This is a genomic window from Microbacterium lacticum (assembly GCF_006716815.1).
GTDB classification, from domain to species: domain Bacteria; phylum Actinomycetota; class Actinomycetes; order Actinomycetales; family Microbacteriaceae; genus Microbacterium; species Microbacterium lacticum.
This window is the reverse complement of sequence record NZ_VFPS01000008.1, coordinates 88,048-109,221: the sequence shown is the minus strand read 5'-3', so window position 1 is coordinate 109,221 and position 21,174 is coordinate 88,048. Positions and strand designations below refer to the sequence as shown.

18 protein-coding genes are annotated in these 21,174 nt (G+C 68.3%); 14 read left to right on the top strand and 4 right to left on the bottom strand.

The window, feature by feature from the left end; all coding sequences use genetic code 11:
- Positions 1 to 2: 2 nt before the first annotated feature.
- Both FHX68_RS14935 and FHX68_RS14930 read right to left on the bottom strand, forming a co-directional pair.
- The gene (locus FHX68_RS14935; RefSeq protein ID WP_170214298.1) at positions 3 to 557 is read right to left on the bottom strand and encodes a M23 family metallopeptidase; all 555 of its coding nucleotides are present in this window, start codon (positions 555 to 557) and stop codon (positions 3 to 5) included.
- A 73-nt stretch (positions 558 to 630) separates the two neighbouring features.
- Positions 631 to 1,308 (bottom strand): hypothetical protein, encoded by a 678-nt coding sequence (locus FHX68_RS14930; protein WP_141381474.1) that lies wholly within the window; start codon positions 1,306 to 1,308, stop codon positions 631 to 633.
- Between the two features lie 381 nt (positions 1,309 to 1,689).
- Here FHX68_RS14930 and FHX68_RS14925 point away from each other — a divergent pair, with 381 nt between their 5' ends.
- Complete coding sequence (locus FHX68_RS14925; protein ID WP_141920329.1) at positions 1,690 to 1,929, top strand: ArsR/SmtB family transcription factor; 240 nt, start codon at positions 1,690 to 1,692, stop codon at positions 1,927 to 1,929.
- Between the two features lie 114 nt (positions 1,930 to 2,043).
- Positions 2,044 to 3,363 carry an ISL3 family transposase gene (locus FHX68_RS14920; protein WP_244926871.1) on the top strand — a complete coding sequence of 440 codons (1,320 nt, stop codon included), beginning with the start codon at positions 2,044 to 2,046 and terminating at the stop codon, positions 3,361 to 3,363.
- A gap of 379 nt (positions 3,364 to 3,742) precedes the next feature.
- On the opposite strand, the gene FHX68_RS14915 is transcribed toward FHX68_RS14920, so the two are convergent.
- Positions 3,743 to 4,093, bottom strand: coding sequence for an SdpI family protein (locus tag FHX68_RS14915; protein WP_141381613.1), 351 nt, complete (start codon positions 4,091 to 4,093; stop codon positions 3,743 to 3,745).
- Between the two features lie 39 nt (positions 4,094 to 4,132).
- Here FHX68_RS14915 and FHX68_RS14910 point away from each other — a divergent pair, with 39 nt between their 5' ends.
- The 5 genes from FHX68_RS14910 to FHX68_RS14890 all read left to right on the top strand — a co-directional run bounded on the left by FHX68_RS14910 (position 4,133) and on the right by FHX68_RS14890 (position 8,847).
- Positions 4,133 to 4,480, top strand: coding sequence for a GntR family transcriptional regulator (locus FHX68_RS14910; RefSeq protein WP_141381614.1), 348 nt, complete (start codon positions 4,133 to 4,135; stop codon positions 4,478 to 4,480).
- Positions 4,481 to 4,637: 157 nt separating this feature from the next.
- The gene (locus tag FHX68_RS14905) at positions 4,638 to 5,444 is read left to right on the top strand and encodes a hypothetical protein (protein ID WP_141381615.1); all 807 of its coding nucleotides are present in this window, start codon (positions 4,638 to 4,640) and stop codon (positions 5,442 to 5,444) included.
- Between the two features lie 336 nt (positions 5,445 to 5,780).
- Positions 5,781 to 7,265: an IS1380 family transposase gene (locus FHX68_RS14900; RefSeq protein WP_141920327.1), complete on the top strand. Its 1,485-nt coding sequence runs from the start codon at positions 5,781 to 5,783 to the stop codon at positions 7,263 to 7,265.
- 394 nt (positions 7,266 to 7,659) lie between these two features.
- Positions 7,660 to 8,103, top strand: a complete 444-nt coding sequence (locus tag FHX68_RS14895) for an AraC family transcriptional regulator (RefSeq protein ID WP_141380394.1) — start codon at positions 7,660 to 7,662, stop codon at positions 8,101 to 8,103.
- Positions 8,104 to 8,175: 72 nt separating this feature from the next.
- Positions 8,176 to 8,847, top strand: coding sequence for a 4'-phosphopantetheinyl transferase family protein (locus FHX68_RS14890; protein WP_211345098.1), 672 nt, complete (start codon positions 8,176 to 8,178; stop codon positions 8,845 to 8,847).
- A gap of 30 nt (positions 8,848 to 8,877) precedes the next feature.
- Here the strand turns inward: FHX68_RS14890 and FHX68_RS14885 are convergent, their stop codons facing one another.
- A complete protein-coding gene (locus tag FHX68_RS14885; RefSeq protein ID WP_141380395.1) occupies positions 8,878 to 9,627 on the bottom strand; it encodes an aspartate/glutamate racemase family protein in 750 nt (249 codons plus the stop codon).
- Between the two features lie 120 nt (positions 9,628 to 9,747).
- On the opposite strand from FHX68_RS14885, the gene FHX68_RS14880 reads away from it, so the two are divergent.
- From FHX68_RS14880 to FHX68_RS14850, 7 genes are read left to right on the top strand one after another with little or no spacing between them, the layout of a single operon-like run.
- The gene (locus tag FHX68_RS14880) at positions 9,748 to 10,890 is read left to right on the top strand and encodes a DegT/DnrJ/EryC1/StrS family aminotransferase (protein WP_141380396.1); all 1,143 of its coding nucleotides are present in this window, start codon (positions 9,748 to 9,750) and stop codon (positions 10,888 to 10,890) included.
- On the top strand, positions 10,883 to 12,745 hold the full coding sequence (locus FHX68_RS14875) for a hypothetical protein (RefSeq protein WP_141380397.1): 1,863 nt from the start codon (positions 10,883 to 10,885) through the stop codon (positions 12,743 to 12,745). Before FHX68_RS14880 ends, FHX68_RS14875 begins: the two co-directional genes overlap by 8 nt.
- Position 12,746: 1 nt before the next feature.
- Positions 12,747 to 13,667: an amidohydrolase family protein gene (locus FHX68_RS14870; protein WP_170214222.1), complete on the top strand. Its 921-nt coding sequence runs from the start codon at positions 12,747 to 12,749 to the stop codon at positions 13,665 to 13,667.
- Between the two features lie 13 nt (positions 13,668 to 13,680).
- Entirely contained in the window at positions 13,681 to 14,694 is a 1,014-nt protein-coding gene (locus tag FHX68_RS14865; RefSeq protein ID WP_170214223.1) for an alcohol dehydrogenase catalytic domain-containing protein, read from the top strand.
- Entirely contained in the window at positions 14,691 to 17,825 is a 3,135-nt protein-coding gene (locus FHX68_RS14860; protein ID WP_170214224.1) for an AMP-binding protein, read from the top strand. Before FHX68_RS14865 ends, FHX68_RS14860 begins: the two co-directional genes overlap by 4 nt.
- Positions 17,800 to 20,217 (top strand): M28 family peptidase, encoded by a 2,418-nt coding sequence (locus tag FHX68_RS16215; protein ID WP_280525050.1) that lies wholly within the window; start codon positions 17,800 to 17,802, stop codon positions 20,215 to 20,217. The genes FHX68_RS14860 and FHX68_RS16215 overlap by 26 nt, the downstream gene beginning before the upstream one ends.
- The gene (locus tag FHX68_RS14850; RefSeq protein ID WP_141380401.1) at positions 20,214 to 21,074 is read left to right on the top strand and encodes a polysaccharide deacetylase family protein; all 861 of its coding nucleotides are present in this window, start codon (positions 20,214 to 20,216) and stop codon (positions 21,072 to 21,074) included. The genes FHX68_RS16215 and FHX68_RS14850 overlap by 4 nt, the downstream gene beginning before the upstream one ends.
- Positions 21,075 to 21,174: the final 100 nt, after the last annotated feature.

Genomic DNA, 21,174 nt, shown 5'->3' with positions numbered 1-21,174 from the left:
ATCTACTGCAAGGGGAGTCCCAGTGCCGCCATGAACGGTTCCGGGTCGATCGCGACTCCGTCGCGCTGAATCTCGTAGTGGAGGTGGCAGCCCGTGCTCTTGCCCGTACTGCCCTCGGCTCCCAACGGCGTGCCGATGTCGACGTCTTGGCCTACTGCGACCAGCAACGAGTCCCACTGCATATGCCCGTAGAGCGTGACGATCCCGCCGCCGTGATCGATGCGCACCGTGTTGCCCCACCCCGGCGTCGGCCCGGCGTTGATGACGTGCCCTGCGCTCGCCGCGTGGATGATGGCGCCGCAGGGCATTGCGACCGACGTCATGTCGAAACCCTTGTGGTCGGAGGGGCAGTAGGCGCACCCGTCGACGGGCTGCCAACCGGACCCCCGGCCAACCGTCCACTCACCTTCCAGCGGGTAACCCCAGTTGCCGCTGGTGACCGCCCCGTGCACGGGGCCGGGCGCGGCCGGACCAGCCACGGAACCGGCGATGGCGAGGGGGACGATCCACGCCGGCGCGAAGAGGAGCCCCCCGAGGATGAAGGAGATGATCAGCACAACCGCGATGATCTTCCGGCCGGTCCCCGACCGGCCGAGGACGACTGCAGTTCGTGCAACCGGCGCGGGCATGTCAGGGCTCCAGCGGCTCCGTGAAGTAGCGCACAATCTTGCAGTCCCCAGTCTGCTGCGCACTGTTCGGCGTCGGGATCGACCCCGCGCCGCACAGCACCTGCACGCTCACCCGAATCGTCTCGTCGTAGGAGAGTTCCCCAGAACTCCCGTCGCTCGACGTGGTCGTGAGCACCACATCGGCAGTCCCGATGGTCATGTCTCCGGTCTGGTCTGCCGGAACTGACTGGCGAGCGATATCGCCGCTCGCTTTGGCGGCGACTCGACCGTTCTCCTGCGCGAGCGAGTCCCATTGGTCTTGCGGAATGACCACTGCTTGCCGAAGCTCGACTTTCACAGACTGCAGGTCTGCGGCGCGCTCGGACTCGTCGTAGCGCGTGTCAGGAGTGAGCCACGTGTCGAGGTTGGAGAGCCATTCATCGCGAGTCGACAACGTCGAGTCGAAAGTGGATGCCGCGGCGAGAGCCGCTCGAATGTACGTGTCGGCATCCGTCGTGATGGGTTCTGGCACCCAACCCTTCTTCACCACGTTGGCGTCGACGAACTCACCGACGCCGCCGGTGGCGGGCGCGGTGGTGGTCGGACCACGGCCAGCTGTCGATGAAGGCGTGGGATCAGGTGTCCCGGTGCGCCCCGTGATCGCAGAGACGACGACCGCGACTATTCCGATGAGGAGCACACTGCCGCCGACGATTGCCCAGGCGCGTGCTCTGTTCGCTCGTGCGGACATCATCGGCCTCCTCCGTGCACGGAAAGGATGGCGTCCGTTGCCCCAGGACGAACCGTGGCGAACGGCCGTGGCCGAATGCTACGCGCGTCTCGAGCGCGCGTACCAGGGGCTGTGGATAACTTCGGCATCCACGCCCTTGACGTCATTCGCACCGTTGACATATGTGGATAATACAGCGATACACTCTGTAAGTGAAGAATTAATTTGATCAGTTTGTTGGACGCGTGCATCTGCAGCCGCGACAATGGTTCCGTGCCCCGATACACCCGCCCCGCGAACAGTGAGCACGCGGAGGATCCCATCAACACTCTCGGCAATCGAGTCCGAGCCATGATCATCGGCTATCTGCGCGAGCACCCCGACTCGCTCCGCGCAGAGATCACGGCTGCCCTCGACATCCCGAAGGCGACCACCGCGAAAGCGCTCGCGACGCTGGTCGAGTACGGGCTGGTCGTGCCAGATCCGCCGCGTGAGACTGCGACGCGAGGGCAGTGGGTCCGCTACCGCGTCGATGCCACATCGGTGAGCGAGCTGTATCTTCAGTTGGGGCAGGTGCTCGGGGAGGTTTAGCGGCTCTTCGGACATTCGGTGGGGGTGAGGCTCGCCGGGTGGGGTTCGGCGGGTAGGGGTCGAGGTCCCCGAGGATCAGTAGCGCCAACTGCTGCTCCAACCGAGGACCTCGACGTGTCTCACGATAGTTCGGGGTGCGCTGACGCGTGCTCTGCCGCCTGCCCGTGTTCCCGCTGCGACTTGCTGCTCGGCCTCGATGGGGTCCATGTCGAGGACGTTGACCGCCGTGACGGGCTGCTGATCGTGACCGTCTCGAGCCCGGCGGCACCGACCGGCTGCCCGTCGTGCGGGGTCGTCGCGACCGGCCGCGGACGTCGCCGACGGGTGCTTCATGATGTGCCCGGCGTGACGCGGGTGCGGATCGTGTGGCGGCAGCGGGTCTGGCGGTGCGACGAGGTGGGATGCGTGCGACGGAGGTTCGTGGAGCAGCTCCCGGGTCTGGTGGCCCGGCGCGGGTCGATCACCACGCGCGCCGTCGGCTGGGCGATCGGGCAGCTGCGCCGCGAGCACGCCACCGTGCACGGTATCGCCCGTCAGCTCGGAACGTCGTGGAAGACGGTGTGGCGGGCCGTCGAGCCCGAGCTGGTCAAACTGGCTGAGGACGAGTCCCGGTTCGAGAACGTCACCACCCTCGGCGTCGATGAGCACATCTGGCATCACACAGACCCCCGAAAGCGCGGCCCGAAGGAGCTGACCGGGATGGTCGATCTCAGCCGCGACAGCACCGGAAAGACGCGGGCCAGGCTGCTCGACCTCGTGCCCGGCCGCTCCGGGAAGGCCTACGCGTCCTGGCTCGCCGAACGCGGCGACGCGTTCCGGCGCAGCGTGAAGGTCGCAGCTCTTGACCCGTTCGCCGGCTACAAGACCGCGATCGACGACAAGCTCGAAGACGCCACGGCCGTGCTGGACGCGTTCCACGTCGTCAAGCTCGGCACCGCCGCCGTCGACGAGGTCCGCCGCCGCGTCCAGCAAGACACCCTCGGGCATCGCGGTCGGACCGGCGACCCGCTCTACGGGATCCAGACCATCCTCCGCGCCGGCGCCGAGAACCTCACCGAGAAGCAGCGGGCACGGCTGGTCGCGGCGATCGAAGCCGCCCCTGCCCATGATGAGGTGTTCGTCGCGTGGCAGTGCGCGCAGCAGCTGCGTTCCGCCTACCACCAGAAGGACCTCGCCGAGGGGCGGCGGATCGCCGAGAAGGTCGTCGACACATTCCACACCTGCCCGATCCCCGAGATCGCCCGCCTCGGCCGCACCCTCCGCCGCTGGCGAGCCGCGTTCCTGGCCTACTTCACGACCGGACGATCATCGAACGGCGGCACCGAGGCGGTGAACGGGATCATCGAACTGCACCGCCGCCTCGCCCGCGGCTTCCGCAACCGCGACAACTACCGGCTCCGCATGCTCCTCGCCGCCGGCGGACTCACCCCATGACCCCCACCGAATGTCCGAAGAGCCGCTTTGCCTGCTGCGTGCCCATCAGCATCCTCTCCGTGTCTATCGCCGGTCGCGTGATGCTTTGCCGTCTCGGCCGACGTTGACCGTGAGCTACAGGCTACGTCGTACCCTGCGACGGGCGCGATTGCTTTCTTCCTGCAGCGGACCCGACGTCAGACAGGACACGCGGTCTCCAGACCACATCAGCGCATCTTGCGAGACTACTCAAAAAGACCAGATCAAGAGGTTAAAGTTCGCGGAAAATATAGGGAGTATTGCAGCGAATACCACATGGAATCTCTGACCCTGCTAATCACAGGCGTTGAATAGCTAACGTCTGCCGAGCGTTCGTTGGTGTCGGTCCGGGCGCGGACTGTCAGGAAGCCGTCGGCGTCAGCTGGTTTTCGGATCGTGCTGCACGGCTCGCTGCGACGAGCGAGACGACGACGGTTGCGGCGAAGACCACGACGGCGACCACCGCGAGTGCGACGGCTGCGACGTCGGTGAGCAGGAGTGCGCCAACGCTCGCTACGGTGCTGACCGCGAACCCGAGCCAGATCCAGCGCGCGGCGGCCCGGTGCCCGGCGACCCAGGCGGCGGGCGAGCGCAGGGTGGAGCGGATACGGATGCCGGCGATCCAGTTCTTGCTCAGTATTCCGCTGGCGGCGAGCTGCGTGAGCACGGCCGCGAGGAGGAGCAGGGCGGGGAAGACGACGACGGCGGTCATGGCTCCAGTCTACCGGATTATTCTACTAGCATTACGAACATGTTGTTTCGCGTCGATCAGGCATCGTCGGCTTCCCTGGCCGATCAAATCGCTCTGCAGGTCAGGGCCGGGATCGTCTCTGGCGAGCTCTCGCCGGGGGAGCGGCTGCCCGCCGCTCGCGATCTCGCGACGGCGCTACGGGTGAACATGCACACGGTGCTGCGCGCGTACGCGCGGCTTCGCGAGGAGGGCCTGATCGAGATGCGCCAAGGCCGCGGCGCGTGGGTGCGGCCAGAGGCGAACGCGACGATGGTGAGGATCGGCGAGCTCGCGAGCCAACTCGCTGCTGAAGCCCGGAAGATCGGCCTCACGCCGCAGGAGGTCTCCCGGCTGGTCGAGTTGTCGTGAGGCCGCCGTTGCGCTGGGTGATCGCGCTGATCGCCCTGTATCTCCCGGCCGTCGTGATCCTCGTCACGGGGCTCCTGTGGCGCGGCACGATCCCGGAGCATGTCGCTACGCACTGGTCGGACCTCGGTGCCGCCGATGGCAGCGCGCCAACGGGGTTGTGTTCGTCGTCACCTTCGTCGTCGCCGGGGCGGCGGCGATCGCCGGCACGGTGATCGTGGCCCTGCCGCGCCTGACCACGAGGGCCAAGCGGGCGACCCTGTTCTGGCTCGGCATGCCTGCCGGCCTCGCTTCCGCATGCTGGCTGATCCCGGCCTCGCTGACCCTGCAGGCCGGATCATCCGAACAGGCGGTCCTCGGCGCCTGGATCGTCCCGTTGCTGCTGTGTGTGCTTTACGGTGCCGCCCCCTACGCGATCGCCCCGCGGAGCGCAGTCCTCGACCCCACGGCTCTGCCTACGGTGCCACTGGGTCCGAGCGAGGTCGGCGCGTGGACCCGCACCGTCACGGCGAGCATCTTCGTCTACGCCACGATCGTCGTTATCGCGATCGGTGGCGTCGTCTACGTCTCGCTTCTGCTGTCCGGCGAGTTCGGCGCCGCGTGGTTCGGCCTGGTCATCGTGCTCGTAGCCGGTCTCTTCATCGCTTCGTTCATCCGGCTTCGGGTGACTGTGGACTGGCGGGGTCTGCGGATCGTCTCACTGCTGCTCGGCATCCCGCTCAAGCGCATACCGCTCGCGCAGATCCGCCGCGCCGAGGCCGCAGAACTGCGTCCCGGCGAATGGGGCGGCTGGGGCTACCGCATCATGCCCGGACGCTCCGCCCTGATCCTCCGAGCCGGACCCGGCCTGATCGTCACCAGGACTAGCGACAGGCAGTTCGCGGTCACGCTCACCGATCCCGAGGTTCCAGCGGGCCTGCTCAACACGCTCCGGGCACAGAACACGACCACCGAGGGCCCGACCTGACGCCGAGCATGCGCCAGCTGGAGTGTGTCTCAGCTCTCGGGGTCGGGACGCCGCGCGAACGATGTCAGCGCGGCGGAGTACAAGGTGGGGTCGGCGCGGGTCGTTTGAGTCACCAAGAGTGCGGAGTTGCTGATGATCCGCGTGTGCTCGCCACGGCAAGGGATCGTGACGATCCGCGTCAGCCCGGCTTCCCGCGCCGGGACGAGCGCGCTTAGCCTCGATCCACCGATGGGGAGGCTTGCTGAGTTGGCGTCGTAACGCAGAAATGCCCCTCTGACCAGGAAGAATAGAGGTTGTCTAAGATCCTATTTCCCGAGTCTGAGAGGCATCTCGTAGGTGCAATTCAAGCATGCTCCCGTTGCCGTGTCGGCTGTGTTCGATGATCCGAATCTCGTGTCGGTCGCGGGGCTGGTCCCGATGCTCCGTCTTGCCCGTTCTGCGGGGCTTGATGAGCTCGCGCAGTCGCGATTGAGCGTCCCGACGGACAAGGGTGCGAACTCCGGCGGCAAGGTGATGGCGCTGGTCGCGGGGATGCTCGCTGGCGCGGACTCGATCGACGACATGAATCTGCTGCGTCATGGCGGGATGGGCCGGTTATTCGATCGGACGTATGCACCGTCGACGCTGGGCTCGTTCCTGCGGGAGTTCCGGTTCGGGCACGGCCGCCAGCTCGATGCCGTCGCCTCACGGACGCTGGTGAACCTCGCATCGGCCGCGCCGCTGCTGCAGATCCGGGACGGTGAGCGGGTGATGGTCGACGTGGACGACACGATCATCGAGGTCCACGGGTACCAGAAGCAGGGAGCGTCGTTCGGGTACTCCGGCGTCCGCGGCCTCAACGCCCTCGTCGCGACAGCGTCGACGACGACCTCAGCGCCGGTGATCCTCGCCCAGCGGTTGCGGCAGGGGAAGACCGGTTCCCCGAAAGGCGCGGCCAGGATCGTCGCCGACACCCTCGCCACGCTTCGCCGCATGGACCTGGGCAGCAGTGTTCGGCCGTTGCTGCGGGCGGACTCCGCGTTCTACGGCCACGCCACCATCGGCACCGCGATCAAGGCCGGCGCGGACGTGTCCGTCACCGTTCGGGCGGACGTGTCCGTCACCGTTCGGATGGACCCCGCGGTGAAGACGGCGATCGCGACGATCCCCGAGGACGGATGGGAGACGATCGAGTACCCGAACGCGATCCGTGACGAGGTCACGGGCCGGTGGATCTCGAAGGCCGAGGTCGCCGAGGTGCCCTTCACAGCGTTCCGTTCCCGGAAGATCGCCGAACGGGTTGAAGGACGCCTGGTGGTCCGACGGATCCCAGACCTGAACCCCAAGCAGGTCGAGCAGCCGACCTTGTTCGACAGCTACCGGCACCACGCGTTCTTCACCACCACCGACAAGCAGACAATGGGAACCGTCGCGGCGGACAAGACCCACCGCGGGCACGCGATCATCGAGCAAGTTCACGCCGACCTGAAGGCGGGCCCGCTCGCTCACCTGCCCTCGGGAGTGTTCACCGCGAACAGCGCATGGCTCGTCCTCGCCGTGATCGCATTCAACCTCACTCGCGCCGCTGGACTCATCGCCGACCGAGGCGGGCGGCTCGCCCGGGCAACGACCGCGACGATTCGCCGCACCCTCATCTCAGTGCCGGCACGACTGGCACGGACGACGCGCCGCATCATCCTGCACCTGCCGGACGCCTGGCCCTGGCAGACCGCGTTCGACCGACTCTTCACCGCGACGCACGCACCACCACCACCACCGCGGCCAGCTGACCACCGCCGCCACCAGCGGCACGACCGAGAACGAAGTGGACAACCGGGATGAGACGCCCGGAACTCACCCCTGCCCGCAGCCGATCACGCCGCGCCCATCACGCCGACGCCACCCGCCGAAGGCTCATCGGTGGATCGAGGCTAAGGCGCCGACGATATGAGTGATCGGTTCAGCCGTCCGTCCGCTGACGAAGACTCAGCGGGAGGCGCTCAAACGGATCGTGCGATGGCGGCTCGAACGCGCTCGGATCGGAAGCGAGTTGGGTCTCCCGACGACCTTGACAGTCATGCCTTGCTGGTGAGTTGTCGTCTCGACAGGCTCAGCCGCATCGACCGGGTCAGCGGAGAATCGACCCTGCGCTACGAACACCCGCATCCCGAATCGATGACCCACGTCGCTCATCATGTTCGCGAGTTCCCGGCTCGGTCTGGTATAGACGTTAACCATGAGCCAGATAGATTCGACCCACGCACTCGGCCCGATCGAAAGAGTGACGCTCGAGGATACGCCAGCGCTCAGCCGCGACATCCCTTTCGAGCTGTCGATCATCCAAGCTGCGTGGCCTGAATTCGAGAATGCCTTCGATTCGTTGCGGGGCCGCAAGATGATGGGGCTCGTCTTCAACGACGGAGATCGATACCGGCTGTCGTCTGTTCGGCTAGACCGAGATGACAGGAAACCGCTTCTACTTGACGAGACTGTGATTCCAGGAGGGGACTACCTTCGCCTTCGTCTTCGGGGCGAGCCGTCCGTGATCAACGCGAAGATCCCAGAGGCGTTCGACGCGCTTTTTGAGATCGCAGATCACGACGCAGAGCGGCCACATATTGAGAGCTATCGCAGGGAAGGGGAGATAGATTGCCTCGTCCCTGTGCATGCCCAGTCCTAGGCGAACGACGTTCTTGGCGTTCATTAGACTGTTCAGTGGGCACGTATAGAGGCAACTCAAGGACTCGCGTCAGTGGCGCAGGCTGACTGGATGCTTGCCGCTTCTCTGCCTTCGGAGGTTGCAGGTGCAGACATGGGCGGCGAGGATGTTGCGGGGCGATTCGCTGAGGAAGAGCAGATCGTCGCGAAGGCGGTACGCAAACGGCAGGTGGAGTTCTTCGCGGGCCGTGCATGCGCTCGTCGGGCGCTCGCCGCATTTGGGGTTCCTGAGGTACCTATAGGACAGGTCAATGGACGAGGGCCTCGGTGGCCCGCTGGTTTTGTCGGCAGCATAACTCACTGTGACGGCTATCGCGCGGCCGCCGTAGCCAGGGCAGAGGACATCTTCACGATCGGGATTGACGCCGAGCCCGACGCTCCGCTGCCGAAGGAGGTCCTCGAGCTCGTCGCTTCGCCGTCCGAACAGCAGGCGATGGCGCATCTTCGCACCACGGATGCAGAGGCGCACTGGGACCGGCTTCTGTTCAGCGCCAAGGAGTCTGTCTTCAAGGCGTGGTCGCCGATCACCGGCGAATGGCTCGGTTTCGAGGATGTGGAGGTGCACATCGATCGTGAGGCTGGGGCATTTCAGGCGCGATTGCTGCGAAAGCCATGGACACTCGGGGAACAGGTCCTGTCCGAATTTGCCGGCCGTTGGATGAGCGGGCGTGGTCTGTTGCTCACCGCGGTCGTGATCCGCCGCTGAGGTCCGCGGACGTCAGCGTCCCGCCGCTCATCACTGCTGAACCAGCGGAACGGGCTCCGAGCGGAGAGATCGCCCGGCCAAGATCCTCGACCTGGCGATCTCCAATGCGTCCACCCCGATGCCAAGATCACCGGAGAAGGCGTCAGCCAAAAGGTGGAGCTCGGTGCAGCCGGAGACGAATCGCCGGACTCCATGGGCGGCCAGGATATCCTCGACCTCCCCTGCGATCACGGTTCTGGAGTGCCCGAGCTTGAGCCGGTAGATGAGATCGTGTATGCGCTCCTGCTCCGCACGTGTCGGGCGGATGACACGAGACTGTGACTGGCCCCAGGCCTCGTGGCGTTCGAACACTTCGAGTTCTCGACTGCCACTTGTGCACAGGAGAAGCTGCGGTTCATCGACAGAAACAAGGGACTCGAAGGTGAGATCGAGGAGAGAAACGATTCGGTCAGTCAGCGCCTTCGGTAGCTGACCGATCACGCCGTGAAGCGTGAAGCAACAGATGAGGATCTCGCTCACGCCGAGATCCACCAGTGCGCGGGCGGCGTGCTCCAGCCGCGCTGCCAGCTCGTCGCCATTGCCCGCCAGCAGATTCAGGGTTCGGTCGGGAAACGACGGATCAGACCAGAGGATGAGGCGTGGCATCATCTGCTCCGTTGCCGCATCCGCGTCTCTGTAGATGCCCGATACGAACTCGGCGGACGCGAGCGGGCCGATGCCGCCGACGATGCCGACCAGGGGCATCTCATCGAGAGTCGCGGCGTTCTCTGCGAGGCTCACGCGTCTGCCCGCGATCTCACGACCTGAGCGTCAAGTCTTGTTACGGTCACCAAGGTCTCCCCCCGAGATGTTCTCGTCCATCATTCCCCATTCGCCGAAGATCGGGTACGGTTTCTCGGGATGAGCTCGGTTGCGTTGTATGACCCCAGTCATGGGGAAGAAGAATGTGCCCTAGTAGCAGAGGTTGTTCGATCAAGCCGCCTTTCAGTCGGACAGCTAACGGCGCGCTTCGAAGGTCGTTGCGCTGACCTTCTCGGAGCTCCCGCCGCAGTCGCTGTCTCCAGCGGTACAGCTGCTTTGCACCTTGCCCTGATGGCTGCCGGCGTCTCGGCGGGAGATGAAGTCATCATGCCTTCACTCACCTTCGTCTCGGGTGCTGCCATGGTCCGCCTGCTCGGTGCCAGACCAGTCTTCGCCGACGTGACCGGTCACGATGATCTGACGATCGACCCGGAGCACGTCCTGTCGCTTATCGGCGAGAAGACCCGCGCGGTCGTCGTCATGCACTACGGAGGATTCTCAGCCGACCTCGTTCGGCTGGCCGAGGTCTGTGCCTCGCGCGGCGTGATCCTGATCGAGGACGCAGCGCACGCGTTTGCTGTCTCCACCCCGGCGGGCACATGCGGGATGGTGGGCGACTATGGCACTTTCAGTTTCTTCGCGACCAAGAACGTCTCCATTGGAGAAGGGGGTCTCGTCGTCGCTCGCGATCCAGAGAGAAACGCGTTCATTCGTCGTCATAGGTCCCACGCACTGACGACGACTCCGGTCGAACGGGCTGCTTCCGGAGCACTCGACTACGACGTTGACAGCGTCGGACTGAACTATCGCCCGAGCGACATCTCAAGCGCGATCGCCCTGGCGCAGCTCGATCGGCTGCCCGACGCACAGCGCGCCAGAGAGGCCGCCAGAACGGACTATCGTCACCGGCTCGCCGCGCTCGAAGGCGTCGTCCTGCCGTTCGCATCCGTTCCTGATGACGAGAGCGCCCATCATCTCGCCGCGATCCTGCTTCCGGAGGGCACGAACCGGAACGCGGTGGTGAGATCGATGCGGACCCGAGGCGTCCAGGTCGGGATGCACTATCCGCCCACGCACCTGTTCTCGGCCTATCGCGATGCGGACGCGCCTCCGCTGCCGATCACCGAGGCCGTCGTGCCAAGGCTCCTCTCGCTGCCAATGCATGCTCGCCTGCGGACCGAGGACGTCGCGCATGTGGTCGAGGCGTTGGGTTCCGCTCTTGCCGAGGAGGCGCATGGCTGACGGCACGCCGAGCCGGACGCCGGGGGGCGAGGATCGAACGCGCCTGCTCGGAGTCAACTACCACCCTTCGGCCCAGGGGATCGACTACTGGCGCGATTTCGACCGGGAGATGATCGCCGCCGATCTCGGCGCCATGTCGGATGCCGGGTTCGACTTGGTGCGCGTCTTCCTATTCTGGCTTGACGTCGAACCCGAGCTCGGTCGATACGACGAGGCGGTACTGGACAGGCTCGTGTGGTTCGTAGAGGAGGCACGTACGCATGGTCTGAAGGTGCTGTGCTCGGTTCTGACGGTCTGGATGAACGGGCAGCTCTTCGAGCCCGACTGGTTTGAGGGGCGTTCGCTATGGCGCGACGAGCCGCTCCGGCGGCGTGCGGAGGCTCTGCTGGAGACGGTAGCAGCACGTCTGCGGGGGGCATCCGTGTGGGCATACGACCTCGGCGATGAACTCCCGCACAGCAGGCGGGCGGAGACCAGTGCCCTTTCCGGTGCTCAGGTGAAGGAATGGTGGCGCTCCCTCGCCGCCGCCGTGCGTCGAGGTGACCCATCGGCGTCGGTCATCCAGTGCTCCGACGGGTCGGCGCTCGCCGGCGAGGACGCATTTCATCCGGCGTTCGCCGACGCCCTCGACGCGGTCGGAGTGCACGGCTTCCCGTTGTGGTCGCCCTATCGCCTCGAGTCGAACGCCTCGCAGCGATCGAGCAGACTCGTCGGCTTCCTTGCCGGATGGGCGTCGGCCTGGGGCCCTGCCCTTGTGGATGAGATCGGATGCTACTCCGCGGCGAATGAGATCGAGGCGGACTACCTGGCGTTGGCAATACCAGCTGCGTGGTATCGCGGGGCCGAGGCGGTCATCGTGTGGTGCTGGCAGGACTTCACCACCGCGAACGAGCCTTACGAACGGCGCGCCAACGAGCGGCTCGTCGGACTCGTCGACAGGAACGGCGTCGCGAAGCCCCAGCTGGCCGCCGTGCAGGAGGCGGCGGCGCTCTGGCACGGGCTCGGAGATGCGGTCCCCGCACCCGCCAACGCCGACATCCTCCTCCCGACCCCGCAACGAGAAACCGCCTCGTATCTCACAACCGGGCACGGGGCGGCGGATCCGGCGCGGGCCGCGTTCACAGCGCACATGCTCGCCTCGCAGGCTCACATCAGCCACCGCTTCGCGGCGGCTGTCGCAGAGTCGCCGCCCTCGCTGTTGATCGCCCCATGCTGGCCGGCGATGACACTGTCGCTGCAACAGCGTCTGATCGACTACGTCCGCGACGGCGGCACGCTCTGGTATAGCGCGGGATCCCTGCTCGATGGCTTTCCGGGCGAAGAACTCTGCGGCGCCGAGTTGCGCGACTTCGCTCTCGAGCCGGAACGGCAGCGCGACGTGGTCGTGGGCGACGTTGGTTTCCGCCTGAGGCTGCCGGCCGGGCAGCGTCAGGTTCTCCGACCCACCCGTGCCACAGCCGTCGCGCGGTTCGCGGAAGGTGACCCGGTGCTCCTGGCGAACACGCTCGGCCGTGGCACGGTCTTCTACAGTCCGGTCGCGCTCGAGTCCGCACTCTGCGGTCCCGGCCTGGTTGAGCAGCATCCGTGGTGGCACTTCTATCGGGATGCCGCCCTGGCCGCCGGGATCGATCTTCCGTTCGCAGCGCTCCCGCCGGCCGTGGAGACACTCGAACTCCTCGATGCGCGCGACACGCCGGGAGCTTTGCTGCTGAATCACGGATCGGAACACGTCGAGGCGACCATCGATGGTCGACAGGTGGTGCTGCCGCCGCGCGCGAGTCGAGCATGGTGGAGCACTGCCCTCGTCGGGGAATCACAGGCGGCCGCTCCTCGGGCCAGGACGGAGGGGAGCTGAGATGGACGGATCGAGCCCAGTCATCGATGCGCACGTACATGCCGGGCGGTACGGCGACCACTTTCCGCGGGCGTTCGCCGAGCAGATGATGGGGAAGACCGACACGCCCGCCCCTGAGGCGATCGATCAGCCCATCGATCGGCTGCTGGCCGAGATGGATGCGGCGGGGGTGCAGCACGCGGTACTGCTCGCCTTCGATGCGCATCGAACCAGCGGAGCACGGGTGCCGAACGAACTCGTCGGCGGGATAGTGGCCGAGCATCCAGACCGCTTCACGGGCTTCGCCTCGGTCGACCCGCTCGACCCGGGAGGCCTGGCCGCGTTCCAGCGCGCTGTGGACGAATACGGGTTGCGGGGGTTGAAGCTCGCACCGAGCTACCTCGGGATCGCGCCGGACGATCCCGCCATCGATCCGCTCTATGCGCTCGCCGCAGAGCGCGGGCTCCCCGTCCTGGCCCATGTCGGCTACACGCCGTCGCAGAGCGCCGATCCCCGCCACTTCGCGCCGCATCCGATGGCCGCTGTCGCGGAACGGTTCCCGGAGGGTCGATTCGTTATGGCGCATCTCGGAGCCCCGTGGACGGCGCATTCGATCGCGCTCATGGCCCAGCACCCGAATCTGTGGGCCGATCTGTCGATCTTCTCCTGGTACCAGCCACCCGCGATCGTCGCAGACGCGCTGCGTCTCGCGAAGGCGCGCGGCGTCCTCCCGCGCGTGATGTGGGGGAGCGATGCGCCGTTCGGACCGATGGGCGCCTCCCTCCAGCGGCTGCGCGACGTCGTGGCTGCCGGGATGGGCGGCGAGGACTCCCTGTTGGACACCGAGGAACTGGCCTCCCTCGAAGGCGGCGCCGCCCACCGGCTCCTCGACCTCGGGGCCGCACGAGTTTCTGGAGGGCGTGATGCGCGCAGTGACCTTTGACGGACCTCGGCAGATGTCCTTCGTCGAACGCCCCACCCCCGGCCTGATCGATGTGGGCGATGCGATCGTCGAAGTCCGCCTCGCGGCGATCTGCGGCACCGACCTGCATCCCTACCGGGGTGAACTCAAGGGGCTCCCGCGGGGGGCGATCACCGGACACGAAGCCGTCGGCATCGTCCGGGAGGTCGGTTCGCAGGTGCGGGCGATCGGAGTCGGGGACCGCGTCGTGCTGTCCGACGTGATCGCGTGCGGCACGTGCCGGGCGTGCCGGGCTGGGCATCATTATCAGTGCGACCGTGTGGGCCTGTTCGGTTACGGCACCGTCGTCGGCGATACGGCCTACGACGGCTGCCACGCCGACTTCGTCCGCGTGCCGTTCGCGGACGCCGTCGCGCTCCCTGTGCCGGAGGCCCTGAGTGACGAGCAGGCGATCTTCGTCGGCGACGGGCTCTCAACGGGCTACTGCGCCGCGGAGGCGGCCGACATCGAGCCGGGCGACGTGGTGGTGGTCGTCGGGGCAGGTCCTGTCGGCCTGCTGTCGATGATGGCGGCACGCGCCTTTGGCGCGGGGCTGATCGTGGCAGTGGACCCGCAGGAGAGCCGCCGGGCTGCGGCCGGAGCGCTGGTCGCCGACATCGCACTCGACGCGGGTGCCGACATCGCGGACCGGCTGCGAGCGGCGACGGGCGGTGGGCTCGCTGACGCATGCATCGAGGCGGTCGGCAACGACGCCGCGCTCCACACGGCACTGGAGCTTGCGAGCCCGCATGCCGTGATCGCCTGCATCGGGTCGCATTCCTCCGCGGGCACGCCGGTGCCGCTGGTGGCGATGTTCGCTCGCGAGCTCACGCTCCGCTTCGCCGTCGGCGATCCCATCCGGGTGCGCGATCGTGTGTTCCAGCTCCTCGAGAACGGCGTGATCGATCCGCTGCCGCTCATCTCGGAGAGGGTTCCGCTGGCCGACGTGCCCGCGGCGTTCGCACGGTTCGATCGCGGCGAGAGCGTGAAGGTGTTGATCGAGCCGTGACGTCCTCCGCCGACCTCGCCGACCTTCTCCGTGCCGTAGCGGAGCAGCATCCCGATCGCATCCTCGTCGAGGACGCCGACACGGTGCTGAGCTATCGGGACGCTGCCGCGGTCGCCGCCGGCTGGGCCGGTGCGCTCGCCGATCGGGGGTGCGATCGCGACAGCAGGGTGCTCGTCCACGCACGACCGTCGGCGGCCTTCCTCCTCGCGGTTCGGGCGGTGGTCGAGGTCGGCGCCGCTGTCGTGCCGGTCGACTCCTCGTACCCGGCGGCTCGCAAGACGCTGCTGCTGCAGGCGAGCGGCGCCGATATCGTCCTGGAGCTCGAACCGGATGCCCCCCTGACTGAGCTGGACCCCCGTATCGCGGTCGTCGATCGCGCCGCGCTCGACGGGGGCTCTCCGTGGCAGCGTCACGAACGCGGTACCGCACAGCGGCTGGCGTGGATCTGCGGAACCTCCGGCTCGACGGGGCTGCCCAAGGCCGTCGCGTTGACCGATGTCGGGCTCGTCGGCCTCATCGAGGGCATCATCGAACGGGCCGCGCTCACCGCGACCGACCGCGTGCTGCCGATGGCGAGCATCGGCTTCTCCGTCGCCGCCGAGGAGATCCTGAGCGCATGGTGCGCGGGCGCCACGATCGTCTTCGCCGACGAGCGGGTGCGCCAGGATCCCGTGGCGGTCGCCGCGATGCTGTCGGAGCGGCGCATCAGCGTGGTGCAGATGGTGCCCGCCTACTGGTACGAAGTCGTGTCGGCCTGCACAGGGAAGAGAGGTCTGCGGCTTCCCGACGCGCTGCGCCTGCTCATCCTCGGCTCTGACACCGTCGCCCCGTCGCCGGTCCGGAAGTGGCTCGCGGCAGGGGGCCTGGTCGGCCATGAGTACGGGGTGAGCGAGGGCGCCGTCTCGCAGGTGTTCGCGGTGCTCGATGCGGCTCGCTTCGCCGCGGTGGAGGACGAGACGGCCGGAGCGATCCCGATCGGCACCCCGCTCCGGCACGCGACGGTCGCCCTCCTCGATCCGGCGGGTCGGCCGGTGGCGGACGGCGAAGTCGGGGAGATGCATGTCGGCGGGCCGGGCATGGCCCTGGGATACCTCGGTGCTCCCGCGGCGACAGCGGCCGCCTTCCTGCCTGATCCGGATGCCGCCGTCCCCGGCTCGCGGCGGTACCGCACGGGGGATCTCGCGCGGCGCACGAGCGACGGGATGCTGGTCTTCCTCGGTCGGGCGGACCACCAGCTCAACGTGCACGGCATCCGCATCGAACCCGGCGAGGTGGAGGCGGCGATCCTGGGATCGGCGGAGGTGGATGCGGCGGCCGTCGGCGTGCGTGCAGCCGTCGCCGCAGCGACCGGCCCGACGCGACAGCTCGCCGCCCTCATCCGCTGGACCGACGAGGTGAGCGGGCAGCCCGAAGAGGGAAAGGCGGCAGCGACGCGGCGCCTTCGTGAGACCCTCGCCGCCGCGCTCCCGGCCACCCATGTGCCGACACTTCTGATCGACGTGGATGCCGTGCCGCGCAACCCGCACGGCAAGGTCGATCGCGGAGCGGTCGCAACGCTGCTCGGCGCGCCGCTGCGGTTCGCCGGTCGCCCGCCCCGGAGCGCGCTCGAGAGGCGCGTGCACGACGTGTGGTGCGAGAGCATCGGTGCGGGCGAGATCGGCGTCGATCGGCCGCTTCAGGAGATCGGCGTCGATTCCCTCGGACGGATGCGGCTGATCGCGGCGCTCGACCGCGCGGCGCTGCGGGTCGAACGTGCGGCGCTCGCGTCGACCAGCACGATCGCAGACGTCGCGCAGCATCTCGCCACGCGCGAGGCGACGGCGCCGGCAGACGCCTCGGCCATGCAGGGGCCGCTGAGCCGCGCGCAGTCCGCGCTGTATCTCGCCCTCCGTCGACAGGGGCGATTCCCCGCGGCGGGTGAGGCCTACGCGATCCCGCTCCCCGCGGCCGACGAGGCCAGGGTGCGCGATGCGGTCGACGACGTCCTGCGCGCACATCCGGCACTGCGCACCCGGCTCGAACGCGAAGCCGGCGGCGTGCGGCAGCGTCACGTCGACGCGATCCCTCGGCTCGGCGATGTGCGCGATCTCGCCGACGCCCCCGCGCTCCACGCCGCGCTGCGCGAAGCGGTGAAGGCGGGCTTCGCCCCGGACGACGAGAACCTCGCGCGGTGCGGCCTCTGGCGCACCGTCGACACCGGACTCCTGCACGTCGTGCTGGTGGCACACCACCTCGTGGTGGACGGCGGATCCATCCGGATACTGGCGGAGGATCTGGCCGACGCCTACGCCGCCCGCGTCGACGGACGCATCTGGCAGGCGGAGCCGGCGGCAAGCCCGGCGGGGCTGGCAGCCCGGGAGGCGTCGCATCCGCCTCCCCCTTCCGCTTCGGCATCGCCTGCCGCACCGGCGGGGGACGAGCTCCTGGCCGACATCGAGGATGTCGTCGACACGCTGCCCTCCTGGCTGACGGTGCGCCCCGACTCCCGTCCGGTCGCGCGCGTCACGGGGCGCGTCGGAGCGGCGGAGCGGGCGCGCCGCCGCCGGATCGCCGAGGAGCACGACGTCTCGGAGAGCTCGCTCGCCCTCGCCCTCCTCGGGGACGCGCTCGCCGCCGAGACGCGGCCCGGCGGACGCGCGCCGGCCGGCTTCCTGGTGAGCGAGCTGGTCGACGGGCGGGACCCCGCTGGCGGAACCTGGCGCACGATCGGCTACCTCGTCGACCAGCGGCTGATCTGGCTGTCCCCGGGGGAGTGCGCGCTGAGCGCGACGAGCATGCGACAGGTGCACGAGCGTCGGGCAGCCGGATGGACCGCGACCGCGCTGGGCCTTCAGACGGGACGCTCGCATGCTGCAGCCGATGCGGTGACATTCGGATGGGGCAACCTGCCCTCGACGGTGGAGGTCACCGAGCCGGCGCCGCTGCACACGGTGCCTCTCGACGTCGCGCTGTGCGCCGTCCACGTGGAGATGGACCCGGTCGGCGACGAGCTGGAGATCAGGCTGACGGTCGCCGCCCACGCAGCGGAGCACATCGACGCGGAAGCGCTGCTCGGACGGCTGACCTCGCCTGTCGCGGACGGCGAGCAGAAGAGGGGGGAATGCGGTGCGGACACGATCACTGCCGGATGACGGCACCGGAGGGATATCGACCGCCACGGGCGGGTCGTCGCGGAGCATCGCGGCGGCGGGCATCGTGCTCGTGCTGCTGCTCCTCGCGGTCGGATTCGGAGCGGGGCAGAAGCTCCTGCCTCCTCCGGCGAAGGATGACAACGCCGCAGCATCCGAGTTCTCGGCGGAGCGGGCGATCGGCGGGCTGAGGGACATCGTCGGGCCGCGCCCGCCCGGTTCTGCGAAGCACGAAGAGGTCCGCGCACATCTCGTCGAAGAGCTGGAGGCGCTCGGACTCACCGTCCAGGTCCAGGACGGTGTCGCGATGGACAGCAGCGGCGGCACGCCGTACCGCGTCGGCAGCGTGCACAACGTGCTCGCCTTCCTGGAACCGCCGGCCGCGGATCGGGAGACTCTCGTCGTGGCCGCGCACTACGACACCGTGCCCTCGTCTCCGGGTGCCAACGACGACGGCAGCCAGGTCGCGGCGATCCTCGAGGCGGCGCGGGTGGTGTCCACAGCATCCGCACCCGACGATCGCAACGTGCTCTTCGCGCTCGTGGACGGCGAGGAGACCGGACATCTGGGCGCGCAGGTGCTGACCGATGCGCCGCCGGAGTGGGGCGAGATCGGAGCCGTGCTCAACCTCGAGAGCCGGGGAAGCGGCGGTCCGGCCGCGGTCATCCGCCAGCACGAGGCGCTGGGGGCGCTGGGCGCACTGGGCGCAGGGGGCACGCCGGTGGCGGCGACCTCGGCCAGTGAGGCCCTGATGTCGCTGCTCCCGGCGGGGACCGACTTCGGCGTCCACCAGTCGCACGGCTGGCCGACCGTCGACCTCGCGTTCTTCGCCCGCCCGCTGCACTACGACAACGCGTACGACACGATCGACCACGTCGACCCGCGCTCGGTCCAGCACAGCGGCGATCAGACTCTGAGCCTCGTCACGGCGTGGCTCGGCGGCGCGACGGTCGCGGCGGGCGCCTCCCCCGGGCTGAACTACTTCGACGTGCTCGGCCTCGCGGAGGCGCAGCTGCCTCTGCCCGTGATCGCGGTCCTCGCTCTGCTCTGCCTCGTCGGCATCGTCCTGCTGGTCGTGCGTCTGCGTGCCGGGAGAGGACTCCTCGGCGCAGGGACCCGCCTGCTCGTCGCCCTCGCCGCCGCCGGCGTGGTGGGTGCCGCGGTCCTGCCGATCGTCGGCCTGATCACCGGAGGTCGACCGATCCCGGTCAGCGAGGGGGACTTCGTCGGCATGCCGTGGATCGTCCTCCTCGTGCTCGCGACCGGGGTCGCCACGGCGGTGCTGCTGCAGCGCCGCAGTCGTGCGGACCGCCCTGTCGTCGCCCTGGCTCTCGCGTGTCTCTGCCTGTTGGCGACGATCGTCCTGCTCATCCTCCTTCCTGCTGCCGCCTACCTTCCACTCCTGATCTCAGTGCCCCTGCTCATCGGGGTGGCGTGGCGCGAGTGCCTCCCCGGATGGAGAGTGTTCGGCCGGATCGTCACCGCAGCCGTCGCCGCACTCGCCATCGCCCTGTTCAGCGCGACGACGGCCCTGATCCTGCAGGCGTTCACCACGCTGCTGCTTCCGGTGGGCGCGGTGCTCACCGCCCTGGTCGCGTCGGCGATCACCGCGATCGTCGGGCTCGTCGCCGACGTGCGGACCGACCGACCGGCGCGCCGCCCGCGAGCGGTGCTGCTGGCGGGCGCGCCGGTCGCGGGACTCGTGGTGGTGCTGGTGGTGACGCTGCTCCTGCCGGCCGCTCCGTCGCCGGCACCGTCGACGCTGCTGTACTGCGACGACCGGGCGAGTGGGGAGGGTGTCTGGGCGACACTCGACCGGGAGCCGGACGACATGGCGTCGGAGGCCGTCGGTGCCGATGCGGAGCGGCAGAGCCTCGGCGCTTGCCTCCCACCCGGACCGCTGCAGCTTCCGCACGGCGAGGTCGAGGGTCTCGCCGGCGACGCCAGAGATGCCCCGGATGCGCTCGCCGGGGTGGATCCGCCGACCGTGCAGGCTCTTGAATCGAGCGGCACGACGCGGCGCTTCGCCGTCAGTGGCGTGCCGGGTGCCCGCGCCCTGAACCTCTGGCTGGAAGTCGACGGGGAGGGACCGGCACCCGAGGTGACCCGCAGCTCGATCGACGGACAGCCGGTGCCGGAGGGGCCGAGCGACTGGGGATGGGACCGCTGGGCCGTGACGTATCACGCTCCGCCCGAGACCGTCGTGTTCGAGCTTGACCTCGCTGAGGACGTTCCCGTCACGCTGCGCGTCGCCTCGGTGCTGGAGGACCCGGATGCCACCGGCATCGTCCGGTCCGCCGACTCCGTGCCGGCGAGCACGAACCTTTTGACCAGCACGCCGTTCGCCGATGCGATCGTCGTGAGCGACCTGTACGAACTGGAGGAGGCACCATGATCGAGATCGACTGGCCGGAGCGGAGCGAACCGGCTCCGTGGCGCCGAGACGGTGGCAAGGTGGTGGTCTGCGTGACGATCGACGTCGATGCCGAATCGCCCATCCTCGCGCGCGGCGACCACTACGCCGAGCACCTCTCGACGCTGTCGCACCAGGCCTTCGGACCGCGGAAAGGGCTCGACAGGCTGCTCGGTGTCCTGCGGAGCTCCGACGTGCCGGCGACCATCTTCATCCCGGGCGAGACGGCGGTCCGGTGGCCGTCGACGGTCGAGGCCGCCGCGGAGGGCGGCTACGAGGTCGCATTTCACGGGTTCAGCCACCGGCATCCGGTGCATCTGAGCGCGGACGAGCAGCGGAGAGAGGTGGATGCGGCGATCGAGACTCTGACGCGCTTCGGGGTCGATCCGGTCGGCTACCGCGCGCCGAACTGGGAGATGCACTCCGTCACGCTGGAGCATCTCGCCGCCCGCGGATTGCGGTATGACTCCTCGCTCATGGACGACGACGAGCCCTACGTCCTGTCGCTCGCCGAGGGCCGGCTCGCCGAGCTGCCGCCGCACTGGAGCCTGGACGACTGGGAGCAGTACTTCTTCGTGCCGGAACCGGACATCGGTCAGCGCATCGTGCCGCCCTCGCAGGTCCTGCAGCTCTGGTCGGAGGAGCTCGAGGCGATGCGGCGGTGGGGAGGGCTGCTCGTGCTGACCCTGCACCCCTTCCTCTCCGGGCGCGCCTCGCGGGCGCGTGCGCTGGAGCAGTTCATCGAGCTCGCCCAGGGGTACGATGACGTGGAGTTCGCGACGTGCGACGAGATCGCGCGTCGTGTTCTGGCCGATCAGGGAGAGCCAATCGCACCTTAATACCGAGATGTTGCGCCAGGTCCAAAAAAGCTCGTGAACATTCGCTCGAGTGGGTGCGATGCCTGGCACGATCTGATACGTTGACGAATCCGGGGGAACA

What these genes read in the sequence shown, in the direction of transcription:
- FHX68_RS14925 (WP_141920329.1), top strand. Translation starts at nt 1,690, where the DNA reads ATGATCATCGGCTATCTGCGCGAGCACCCCGACTCGCTCCGCGCAGAG.
- FHX68_RS14915 (WP_141381613.1), bottom strand. Translation starts at nt 4,093, where the DNA reads ATGACCGCCGTCGTCGTCTTCCCCGCCCTGCTCCTCCTCGCGGCCGTG.
- FHX68_RS14910 (WP_141381614.1), top strand. Translation starts at nt 4,133, where the DNA reads ATGTTGTTTCGCGTCGATCAGGCATCGTCGGCTTCCCTGGCCGATCAA.
- FHX68_RS14895 (WP_141380394.1), top strand. Translation starts at nt 7,660, where the DNA reads ATGAGCCAGATAGATTCGACCCACGCACTCGGCCCGATCGAAAGAGTG.
- FHX68_RS14880 (WP_141380396.1), top strand. Translation starts at nt 9,748, where the DNA reads ATGAGCTCGGTTGCGTTGTATGACCCCAGTCATGGGGAAGAAGAATGT.
- FHX68_RS14875 (WP_141380397.1), top strand. Translation starts at nt 10,883, where the DNA reads ATGGCTGACGGCACGCCGAGCCGGACGCCGGGGGGCGAGGATCGAACG.
- FHX68_RS14870 (WP_170214222.1), top strand. Translation starts at nt 12,747, where the DNA reads ATGGACGGATCGAGCCCAGTCATCGATGCGCACGTACATGCCGGGCGG.
- FHX68_RS14865 (WP_170214223.1), top strand. Translation starts at nt 13,681, where the DNA reads ATGTCCTTCGTCGAACGCCCCACCCCCGGCCTGATCGATGTGGGCGAT.
- FHX68_RS14850 (WP_141380401.1), top strand. Translation starts at nt 20,214, where the DNA reads ATGATCGAGATCGACTGGCCGGAGCGGAGCGAACCGGCTCCGTGGCGC.